The organism is Pseudotamlana agarivorans (assembly GCF_018860245.1).
In the GTDB taxonomy this organism is placed as follows: Bacteria; Bacteroidota; Bacteroidia; order Flavobacteriales; family Flavobacteriaceae; genus Pseudotamlana; species Pseudotamlana agarivorans_A.
Genome location: NZ_JAHKPD010000018.1, coordinates 114,615 through 125,452 on the forward strand (window position 1 = coordinate 114,615; position 10,838 = coordinate 125,452).

The window sequence follows — 10,838 nt, forward strand, 5'->3', positions numbered from 1 at the left end:
TCCATAGGAATCTATTTTAAGTTATACTTTATCTCTTTTTTCAACTAACTAAATATCTTCGGCTAGAGTGATTGCTTTAGTTAATGCGCCCAGTTTATTAAAAACTTCCTGTAATTCACTTTCAGCATCCGATTTTGAAACCATTCCGGCGCCAGCTTGCCAATTTAATTTATAGTTCTTACTTAAAAAGGTGCGTATCATAATGGCGTGATTAAAATTGCCATCAAAATCCATAAAACCGATCGCGCCACCATAGTACCCACGACTTGTTTTTTCATATTTTTCTATAAGCTGCATCGCCATGTGTTTCGGTGCGCCACTTAATGTTCCCGCAGGGAATGTATCGGCAACAACCTGCATGGTTGAAGTAGTCTCATGTTTTTTACCTGTAACTTTACTAACTAAGTGAATCACGTGAGAAAAGAATTGAACCTCACGATAAGTAACCACTTTCACATCACTACCATGGCGGCTTAAATCATTTCGTGCTAAATCAACAAGCATCACGTGTTCTGCATTTTCTTTATCGTCTGCTTTTAAAGCTTCAGCGAGTTTTTCATCTTGTTCATCATTTCCGGTACGCTTAAAAGTTCCGGCGATTGGATGAATTTCAGCTAAACCATCATCCACAACAAGCTGGGCCTCTGGGGAACTACCAAAAATTCTAAAATCACCATAATCAAAATAAAATAAGTACGGTGACGGATTGATGCTTCGTAAAGCACGATACACATTAAAGTCATCACCCGTAAATTCTTGAGAAAATCGTCTTGATAAAACCAGTTGAAAGATGTCACCACGACCTGCGTGTTTTTTGGCAACGGCTACTTGTTCTCTAAATTCATCATCGGTTAAATTCGATTGAATGGGACCTTTAGAACTGAAATCGTATTCAGCAAAATTCTGAGTATTTATCAGTTTAGCAATGGCATCAATATTGTTTTCTTGATCTTCGTAACAATGTGCGAAAATATAAGCTTCATTTTTATAATGATTGATGGCAATAATGTTCTTGTAAACGGCATAATACATGTCTGGAACCGTAACAGAATCATCTTTTTTGCTTATTTGAATATCTTCAAAGTAACGTACAGCATCATAAGCCGTATAGCCGAAAATACCGTTGTTTATAAACTTGAAGTCTTCATCTGAATTCGTATCAAAACGCTTAGTGAATTTGTAAATTTCATCAACAACATTCACATCATCAGTAATGTCTATAGCAGTTGAACTTCCGTCAGGATAGGTTTCATAAATGACCTCGTTTTCAACTTTTATCGTCGCAATAGGGTTGAAACAGATATAAGAGAAGTTTTTATGACTTCTATGGTAGTCACCACTCTCTAATAGTATGCTATTTGGGTATTTATCGCGAATTTTATAGTAAACCGTAACCGGTGTTATGGTGTCGGTTAATATTCTTTTATGATGGGTGTATAGGCTAAATTTTTTCATATATAACATAAAAAAGGCTTGTCGTGAATGACAAGCCTTTTGATATTTTAATTTTTAAATATACTAGGATTTTACTTCACGAAGTTTAGTTTCGAAAGCACCACCACCAAGAATTATTTAAAAGAGTTTTCATTTTGAAATTTTTATCTGGCCAAATATAAAAATGATAAGCGATTGCGCAAAACTTTATATCACTTTTTTAATTAAAAGTTTGTTAAACTAAAAGATATTCAATGAAGTATTATTTAGTTTTATGCTTATGAAATTAAAAGTGTTATTTGTTGCTGTTTTGATAATGGCAAGTTGTGCTAAAAATAAAAAGCAGGAAAGCGTTGCAGAAACGGTAAAAGAAGTTGAAACGCCAATAGAAAAAGATACGCCACTCGAAGTTTATGATTTTGAAGGTTTTGAAAAATATTTAAATCAGAAGGATGATAAAATTTATGTTATTAACTTTTGGGCAACTTGGTGTGCACCATGTGTAAAAGAATTACCTTATTTTGAACAGTTGCATGCTAATTATAAAGATAAAAAAGTGGAAGTCCTTTTAGTGAGTTTAGATTTTCCGCATATGTACGATAGTAAATTGAAACCTTTTATCAAGGATAGAAAATTAATTTCGAAAGTGATTGCTTTGGATGATCCTGATATGAATACTTGGATTCCTAAAGTGTCTGAGACTTGGTCTGGAGCGCTTCCTGCAACCGTAATATATAATCAAGATAAAAGACTGTTTTTTGAACAATCCTTCACTTATAAAGAGCTAGAAAACGAGGTTAAAAATTTTTTAAACTAAAACTATTACATTATGAAAAAAGTAATTAAAGTAATATCAGGAGGCTTGTTGGTGCTTTTGATTAGTGCATTTACAGTAAACGCTACGAAAAGTAACGGCTATAAAATTGGTGATATTGCAGAGGATTTTTCCTTAAAAAATATTGATGGTAAAATGGTATCGATGGCCGATTATAATGATGCTAAGGGGTTTATTATAACTTTTACCTGTAACACCTGCCCTTACGCTGTCATGTATGAAGATAGAATTATAGAATTGAACAAGAAATATGCCCCTAAAGGTTACCCAGTTATCGCCATTATGCCTAATAATATTGATGTGAAACCTGGAGATGCTTTGCCGGAAATGAAAAAAAGGGCAGGCGAGAAAGGATTTAATTTTCCGTATTTAATTGATGAAAGTCAAGCTGTATATCCGAAATTTGGAGCGACAAAAACACCGCATATATTTGTTTTAGAGAAAACAAGTAAAGGTAATGTGGTTAAGTATATTGGAGCCATAGATGATAATTATAAAGATGCTTCTGCTGTGACTACGAAATATGTTGAAGCTGCTGTAGATGCTTTATTAAACGGGAAAGAAGTTCCTCAACCAGAAACTAAAGCGATTGGTTGCAGTATTAAAGTTTAAATTTATTGTTTGTTCTTATTGTGCCTTATTCTTTGATATGTTTATATCTAGAATAAGGCATTTTTATTTAGTACTTACCAAATAAGTAGTTCTTCCATTATAATTGGTGAAAAATTTCATTCGCAATCTTCAAATTGATGAAATTGTATACAGTTAACTTAAATTCATTTGTCTAATAAAACCATTTAGATGTAAACGTTATTCAGGAGTTTTTAAATGATTTTTATCAAATTATGATCTTAATCATCAGATAATAAGGGGTGTTGGTTGAAATGAGCAATATCTTGGGCGGTTCGAGTAACCTTAAAAGGGTGGTTGTGATTGTATCTTTATTGCTATTAATCTAAATTAAATTATTATGTTAAAAAAATTACTTTTTTCAATGGCTCTAGTTTTAGGGTTTACATCTGCAAACGCACAATTAGTAGACGATAATCTTTTTATTCAAGGGGGGATATTGTATAAAGTTGCAAATGGAGCAACAGAAGTGCATACCAACCAAGTCTCATCAGATGCTACACACGATGGTACTACTGGAGCGCCACTTGCTGTTCCTGTTACACATGCATACACTGATGCTGTAGTAACGATTCCTGATAATGTAACAGTAGGAGCGCAAACTTTTGCAGTTACACAAATTGGGGCATTTACATGGGATGGCAATATTACGTTAACATCATTAACCCTTGGTGCAAACATCACTACAATAGGAAACAGGTCAATAAGAGGTGCTGCGAATCTTGCAACTCTAGATTTGACACCAGCAACTGGTTTAACGACAGTTTTGGTAAGAGGGTTGCAGAGCTTAAATGGACTTACTAGTCCACTCGAGTTTCCAGCTAGTTTTACTACATTTGGGGCTCAAGTGTTTAACAGTTGTACAAACATTTCTTTACACTTTAATGGTCCTGTAACAGGGTTAACATTCCCTGGGAATATTTTAACAGGAATTGCATCGGGTAATGCTACATTAACAACGGCTAATCCTGCTGATTTGGCTGGGTATGGCGCAGTTGAGCCTTTTGCTACTTATTATTCTAACACGTTGTCTACATCTGATGTAAGATTAGAAGATACCGTTAAAATTTCAATTGCTAATAAAGGAGCTACTTTAAAAATTTCTGGTATTGAATACAACGCGCTTTCCATTTATAGTATTACGGGTAAAAAAGTAACTGTATCAACTGATATTTCGGCTTTGGCTCCTGGTTTATACATCGCGGTTATTTCTACTGATGGAGGTTCTGTTTCTAAAAAGTTTGTAAAGTAACTTATTTAAGATATAACAACATTAGCTATCATAATTGATGATAGCTGTTTAAGGCAGTAATTTTGATTACTGCCTTTGTTTTTTTGCCGAATTCAGCTGTTTTTGAGTTATGTTATAGTGAAATAATTTTGAAGGTGTAATTCTTCGGGTTTTTTTTCGTCTATACTATTAGAAATCTTAATTTTGTAAAACACACATAAAATCAAACATGGAAGATTTAACACAAGAAGAATGGGTAGAACAATTAGCGCAAGATAAAAACGCTGTTGTTTTAGATGTAAGAACCGATGCTGAAGTTGCTGAAGGGATTATCGAGAATGCAATTCATATAGATATTTACAAAGGACAAGAGTTTGTAAATGAAATTGAGGAATTAGATAAATCTAAAAACTATTATGTGTATTGTCGATCTGGAAACCGTTCAGGTAAAGCTTGTCAACTCATGGAACAGTTAGGTTTTGAAAATGCTTATAACCTTGAAGGAGGTATGTTAGAATGGACTGGTGATGTTGTTGAAAAGTAATTAGTAGTATGAAGTATTATATACATTGTCTATTATTCTTTATGTTTTTTGCTTTTGCGAGCTGTAATCAATCTGCATCTGATGATTATGTAGATATGAGCGTAAAACAATTTAAAACCGATGTAAGTCATGACTTTGTTCAGCTTGTAGATGTGCGAACACCCGAAGAATTTAAAGAAGGTCACTTGGAGAACGCTATTAACGTTGATTTCAAAGCTAATGATTTCAAGGATAATATTGAAAAATTAAATTCTGATAAAGCTGTATATATTTATTGTCGCTCAGGAAAACGCAGTAAAAAAAGTGTATCTTATTTCAAGAAAGTAGGTTTTACTACGATATATAATTTGAAAGGAGGCATCCTTGCTTGGAAGGCAAAAAGTCTTCCTGTAGTTAAATAAGTTTAGTATTTCGAAAAACCGTTTTTGGTTTCTTTTTTTCTGATTTACATTGCGTAATCGTTCATGTAAAACGAGTATTTAAACGTTTATCTAAAATTTAAGCCATTCATCTTTTTTATTTTAATATAAGGTGCTCTTTTTTATACCTTTAATATCAAGTTTGCTAAAATATTGATGATTCAATAATATTAAGGCAAAACATGAACATAATTAATAGCGTTTAAAATGGAATATGGTTTTGTAGTATTAGGAATTGTTGCTTTATTGTTTATTAGCATGTATGGATATTCATATATATCTGTTGCTCAAGAGAAAGCAAAGTTAACAAAAGAAAGACAATTACGTAAAGAGAAAGAGGAACATAGGCGTCAAAGTCGGCTTAGACATCAAGCAATCATAGACGAAAAAGTAAGTAAAGTTGCGGCAAGGAGAGAAGAAATTCAACGCGAGTTGCAATTGTTAAAAGATATGAAAACAGCGCAAAAAGTGAGTTAAACTGCTTTGTGTTTTAATATAAAAAAGCCCGTATAGCTAAGCTATTTGGGCTTTTTTAATTTAAGAGCTTGTTTTCTGTATTAATTCTTATACATTGTTCAGAACCAAGAAAGTATGGGTCTCCATATTCCTCAGACCAAAAGCCTTCTAAAATATTTGTAGAAAGACATTTATAAACAGCAACACCGTAAAATGTTTCGTTGTTTTCGCCTTGGTATTGAAAATTTATAACAAGAATATTGTCTTTAAAAAATCCATGACCTAACTGTGTTTGGGTTTCGTTAATACACCATTCTGCTTTAATTCTATTGAAATGGTCTAGATTTAATTTTAAGGTACCTCTATAAGTGTTTTTTTCACCATCTTGATTACTACCAACGATATTGTATTTGCCAACTAGCTCTTGAATTGTCATGTTTTGCGTTATGAATTTCGCCCTAAATAATGGCGTTTATCGTAATTATAAAGAATTTAATCCAATATATTTTCAAAAGCTTTTATAGAATTTAAAAAAAATTAATTTTGATCCTATTAGTTATTTTAAAAACCATAAATCAAAACCTTTTATCTGGGGTTTTTAGATAATTATCATAACTTTATATGCTTAGTATTTTGATTAGATATATTTACTTTTTTTTATTTTCTATAAGCCTGTTTTCACAGGAAGTTGAAATTTCTACACAGTTTTTTCAAGAGGGAACGCTTTATAAAGAATTAGATTCCAGTTTGAATAGATTAACCAGACCTATTGGTCAATTTTCTGAAAGTGAAACCTGTATGGTAGTCGATTTTTTAGGTCGGGATAACTATAAAGTCAAATATAAGGATCAAGTTGGTATTGTGAAGGTGGATGATTTAGAGGTGAATGAGGAAATGATGGACTTGTATTATGCACATCAAAATAAGGAGCGACTCAAGTTAATTCAGGCGGAGGATGCACGTAAAGAAAAAATTTATAAAACTGTAAATAAGGAAGCTTTAGAGAAGCAAAAACAAGATTCCCTTGCTAGAATAATTGCACATCAAAAAGAGTTAGCGGAAGCTTTGCGAATAAAAAAGGCTAATGAGGCCTATCAAGCGAAGCAAAAAGCTCTTGAAGGAAAAAGAATAAAAGATTCTGTTGATTTAAAAAGACTAAAGGACAAGGTTTTAGAAGAAAAGCGTAGCAATGATTCCATTTCTAAAAACGAGTTTAAGCAAAAGGAAATAGAAGCTAATAAAATTAATAAATTAACTGAAGCTGACTTTGATTTTCAAAAAGAACTTTATAAAAAACAAATTAAAGATTCAATTATCCGAAGTATGGCGATACAGAGGGCGTTATACAAAAAACGCATAAAAGACTCCATTTTAAAAAGTATAAATTCGTCTGATGATAAAATGAGTTCTCTTTCAGACCCTGTTGAAAATAGTGCGGTACTAAAGGAAAAAGAAAGGTTAAAATTAGAACGTATTAAGTATAAGGATTCATGTAGTTTTGTGATTAACGATTTTGACACATTTTATAATGTTCAAACAATACGGACAGAAGCTTACGTTCTAAGTGGTGATTTAACTGTGGAGTTATATCGTCAAGGTAGAAAAATTAATGTCTTTTTTAATTCAGATGAAGACTTGGGCTGTGTGAGTTACTTTTCTCATAATCGTTCTTCTGTAAAAGTAACTTTAGAGAGCGGAAGAAAAATTGCTTTTTATCATTCTTGGGATATGGAGTGTGGTCGTTTTTCTTTTAAAGGTAACTTGTCTAAATCTCAAATGTCTGCTTTAAAAGCATCTCCAGTTCAATCTATTACGTTAAAAGGTACTAAAGGGCGCTTCGAAATTACGAATGTTGATTATAATAACTTTTTTATGGATAAATTAAAGTGTATTGAGTAGCTTTTAAGCGCTTAAAAAGAAAAAAGCCTCAAGTCATAAGATGTCACGACTTGAGGCTTTTTTATTGGCTTTAATAAGACCGTTTTACTAAATTTACTTTTTTCCAGCACTTGTTAGTGCTTCCATCGTATCACCTAAATTAAAACTGGCTGCTTTCATTCGTGGCGGATATTCCTTAAAAGTAGCTATGAAATTTCCAACGTATTCAGATGCTGGTAATAATAAAAATACGTGATCTAAATACCAATCCCAGTAGGTGTTTGACGTTGTTGTTGCGAATTCGTAAGGGTCTCTTCTTAAATTGTAAATCCAAGGAATTCTTGTTGTTACCATAGGTTTAGACCAGGTATCTAGTGTGCCTTTAGATTCTTGAAGCATAAAAGTTACTTTCCAATCGTTATAACGTAAGGCCATTAATTCACCATCGTCAGAGAAATAAAATAACTCCTTACGTGGGCCCTTTTCTGTTTCTCCAGTTAAATATGGCAAGAAGTTGTATCCATCTAAATGGACTTTAAAAGACCTACCATTAGCAGAAAAACCTTTTAATAGTTTTTCTTTAACTTTAGGATCTCCTGCAGCAGCAACATAGGTTGGCATCCAGTCCAATCCAGACATGATTTCGTTGGAAACCGATCCAGCTTTAATTTTACCAGGCCAACGCACCATAGACGGTGTTCTCCAACCACCTTCCCAGTTGGTGTTTTTTTCACCTCTAAAAGGGTTTACTCCAGCATCTGGCCATGTGTTTTTATGTGGTCCATTATCTGTACCGTATTGTATAATCGTGTTATCAGCAATACCTAATTCGTCGATAACCTTTAAGAATTTACCAATATGCATATCATGTTCTACCATACCATCTCCATACTCATTTTGTCCAGAGATGCCACGGTGTTCATCTTTAACGTGTGTTCTAAAGTGCATACGTGTTCCATTCCACCATACAAAAAATGGCTTTCCGGAAGCGACAGATTTTTTAATAAAAGCAATAGCTGCATCAGACGATTCGTCGTCTATGGTTTCCATACGTTTCTTAGTTAAAGGGCCTGTATCTTCTACTTTTCCATCTGCAAAAGAGTGGATAACCCCTCTTGGACCATATTTTTTAGCAAAATTTGGGTATTGTTTTGGGTCAGGATAATCTTCTAATTCTGGCTCCTCTTCAGCGTTTAGGTGGTATAGGTTTCCGAAAAATTCATCAAAACCATGATTTGTTGGTAACATTTCGTCACGATCACCTAAGTGGTTTTTTCCAAACTGCCCAGTGGTATAGCCCATAGGTTTTAAGAGTTCGGCAATAGTTGGGTCTTTTTCAGAAATACCTTGTTCCGCGCCTGGCATACCTACTTTACTTAAGCCTGTACGTAAAACACTTTGTCCTAAAATAAAGGTTGAACGCCCCGCTGTACAACTTTGTTCGGAATAATAATCGGTAAAAATCATGCCTTCATTTGCTATACGATCGATGTTTGGTGTGCGGTAACCCACCAATCCCATGGTATAGGCACTAATGTTTGATTGTCCAATGTCATCACCCCAAAGTACTAAGATATTAGGTTTTTTCTGTGCAAATACGAGGGATGTCGCTATGCAAAAAAAGAATAGATTAAATAATTGATTTTTTTTCATATAAATTGATTTTTAATTAAGTACGTAAAGATACTGGGTTTTATTGAACTTTTAATAATTAATGTTTTACAATTGTTAGGCAAAAAAAAGACCACCCTTTCAGGTAATCTTTTTTATTTTACTCTTTTATTTCAGAAAAATTAATTTCTTGGAGGTGTTTGTAAACTCTGAATGACTTTGTCTACACTTAATGAACTTCCTTTTCTAGAAGGGAATTCTTTAAATGTTTTTAAAAAATTACCAACATAGTTTTGTGCAGGTACCATCATCCACATTTGATCCGCATAATTTCTAATATATAATGCGGCATCCATAGAAACTTCAAAAGGGTCATTTCTTAAGTTTAAGATTATTGGCCAAGATGGAGATTTTCTATACGCTTCATTAATAGATCCTTCCATAATAGAGAAGTGTAATTTCCAGTCTTGATATCTTAATGCATTTAAGTTTCCAGCGGCATCAAAATAGAAAATTTCTTTTCTTGCACCTTCGCCTTTTTTTGTTTTACCGGTTAATAAGTCTAATTGGTTATAACCATCTAAATGTGCTTTAAAAGTCTTTCCAGAGTAGCTTTTACCTTTTAGTAATTCCTCTTTTACGTTAGGGTTACCTGCGGCAGCTAAAAGCGTAGGCATCCAATCTTCGTGAGAGATGATATCATTAATAACAGTTCCTGGTTCAATATGACCTGGCCATCTTACCATGGCAGGTACTCTAAATCCACCTTCCCAAGTTGTTCCTTTTTCACCTCTAAATGGAATGGTTCCACCATCAGGGAAAGTAAATTTCTCAGCACCGTTATCTGTAGAAAAGATAATAATTGTGTTTTCTGTAATACCTAGTTCATCTAATTTATCTAATACACGACCTACACCATCATCTAATTCCATCATGGCATCAGCATATAAGCCATAACCAGATTTATGTAAATATTTATCAGATAAGTGTGTCCAAACATGAGTTCTTGTAGAGTTTATCCATGTAAAAAAAGGTTTGTCGTCTTTTGCATTTTTATCAATAAAACCTAATGCAGCATCAATAAATTCTGAATCTGCCGTTTCCATACGTTTCTTAGTTAATGGTCCTGTATCTTCCACTTTACCATCAGCTGTTGATTTCAATACACCTCTTGGTCCATATTTTTTGTGGAACTCAGGGTCTTTAGGGTAAAATTCAGTTTCAGGCTCTTCTTCAGCATTTAAGTGATAAAGGTTTCCGAAGAATTCATCAAAACCATGATTTGTTGGTAAATGCTCATCGCGATCACCTAAGTGGTTTTTACCAAATTGTCCACTAGTGTAACCTAATGGTTTTAATAATTCGGCTATAGTAGGATCGGCTGCATTAATACCATGCTCTGATCCAGGCATGCCAATAGTTAATAATCCTGTTCTAAACGGATGTTGACCTAAAATAAAAGACGCACGACCAGCAGTACAAGATTGTTGCGCGTAGTGATCGGTAAATATAGCCCCCTCTTTAGCGATTCGATCGATATTAGGTGTTGTTCCACCCATCATCCCATTGTGGTAGGCGCTAATGTTCCACATTCCAACATCGTCTCCCCAGAAGACTACAATGTTTGGTTTTTTCTGTGCAAATACGAGGGATGTCGCTATGCAAAAAAAGAATAGATTAAAAAAATGATTTCTTTTCATAAGGTTTGATTTTGTGATTAATTATATGTTTAAAGATAATTATAAATATACAACATTGTATAAGTAATTTAATGAGTGCTTGATGTTACATAATTGTTAC

Annotated in this window: 11 protein-coding genes; 7 read left to right on the plus strand and 4 right to left on the minus strand. The window is 33.5% G+C overall.

Annotated features, from left to right (window positions below):
• Nucleotides 1-48: 48 nt before the first annotated feature.
• Nucleotides 49-1,455 carry an anthranilate synthase component I family protein gene (locus KO493_RS11500; RefSeq protein WP_216068119.1) on the minus strand — a complete coding sequence of 469 codons (1,407 nt, stop codon included), beginning with the start codon at nt 1,453-1,455 and terminating at the stop codon, nt 49-51.
• Nucleotides 1,456-1,714: 259 nt separating this feature from the next.
• On the opposite strand from KO493_RS11500, the gene KO493_RS11505 reads away from it, so the two are divergent.
• The 6 genes from KO493_RS11505 to KO493_RS11530 all read left to right on the plus strand — a co-directional run bounded on the left by KO493_RS11505 (nt 1,715) and on the right by KO493_RS11530 (nt 5,570).
• Nucleotides 1,715-2,251: a TlpA disulfide reductase family protein gene (locus KO493_RS11505; protein ID WP_216068120.1), complete on the plus strand. Its 537-nt coding sequence runs from the start codon at nt 1,715-1,717 to the stop codon at nt 2,249-2,251.
• Nucleotides 2,252-2,263: 12 nt separating this feature from the next.
• Nucleotides 2,264-2,881, plus strand: coding sequence for a thioredoxin family protein (locus KO493_RS11510; RefSeq protein WP_216068121.1), 618 nt, complete (start codon nt 2,264-2,266; stop codon nt 2,879-2,881).
• Between the two features lie 358 nt (nt 2,882-3,239).
• Complete coding sequence (locus KO493_RS11515) at nt 3,240-4,151, plus strand: T9SS type A sorting domain-containing protein (protein ID WP_216068122.1); 912 nt, start codon at nt 3,240-3,242, stop codon at nt 4,149-4,151.
• A gap of 208 nt (nt 4,152-4,359) precedes the next feature.
• Nucleotides 4,360-4,674, plus strand: a complete 315-nt coding sequence (locus KO493_RS11520) for a rhodanese-like domain-containing protein (protein WP_216068123.1) — start codon at nt 4,360-4,362, stop codon at nt 4,672-4,674.
• An 8-nt stretch (nt 4,675-4,682) separates the two neighbouring features.
• Nucleotides 4,683-5,075, plus strand: a complete 393-nt coding sequence (locus KO493_RS11525; protein WP_252723223.1) for a rhodanese-like domain-containing protein — start codon at nt 4,683-4,685, stop codon at nt 5,073-5,075.
• Nucleotides 5,076-5,300: 225 nt separating this feature from the next.
• Nucleotides 5,301-5,570 (plus strand): hypothetical protein, encoded by a 270-nt coding sequence (locus KO493_RS11530; RefSeq protein WP_216068124.1) that lies wholly within the window; start codon nt 5,301-5,303, stop codon nt 5,568-5,570.
• A 55-nt stretch (nt 5,571-5,625) separates the two neighbouring features.
• Here the strand turns inward: KO493_RS11530 and KO493_RS11535 are convergent, their stop codons facing one another.
• On the minus strand, nt 5,626-5,985 hold the full coding sequence (locus KO493_RS11535) for a hypothetical protein (RefSeq protein WP_216068125.1): 360 nt from the start codon (nt 5,983-5,985) through the stop codon (nt 5,626-5,628).
• A gap of 197 nt (nt 5,986-6,182) precedes the next feature.
• On the opposite strand from KO493_RS11535, the gene KO493_RS11540 reads away from it, so the two are divergent.
• A complete protein-coding gene (locus tag KO493_RS11540; protein ID WP_216068126.1) occupies nt 6,183-7,448 on the plus strand; it encodes a hypothetical protein in 1,266 nt (421 codons plus the stop codon).
• Between the two features lie 93 nt (nt 7,449-7,541).
• On the opposite strand, the gene KO493_RS11545 is transcribed toward KO493_RS11540, so the two are convergent.
• Both KO493_RS11545 and KO493_RS11550 read right to left on the minus strand, forming a co-directional pair.
• Nucleotides 7,542-9,080 (minus strand): arylsulfatase, encoded by a 1,539-nt coding sequence (locus tag KO493_RS11545; RefSeq protein WP_216068127.1) that lies wholly within the window; start codon nt 9,078-9,080, stop codon nt 7,542-7,544.
• 140 nt (nt 9,081-9,220) lie between these two features.
• Complete coding sequence (locus tag KO493_RS11550) at nt 9,221-10,738, minus strand: arylsulfatase (RefSeq protein ID WP_216068128.1); 1,518 nt, start codon at nt 10,736-10,738, stop codon at nt 9,221-9,223.
• Nucleotides 10,739-10,838 lie beyond the last annotated feature (100 nt).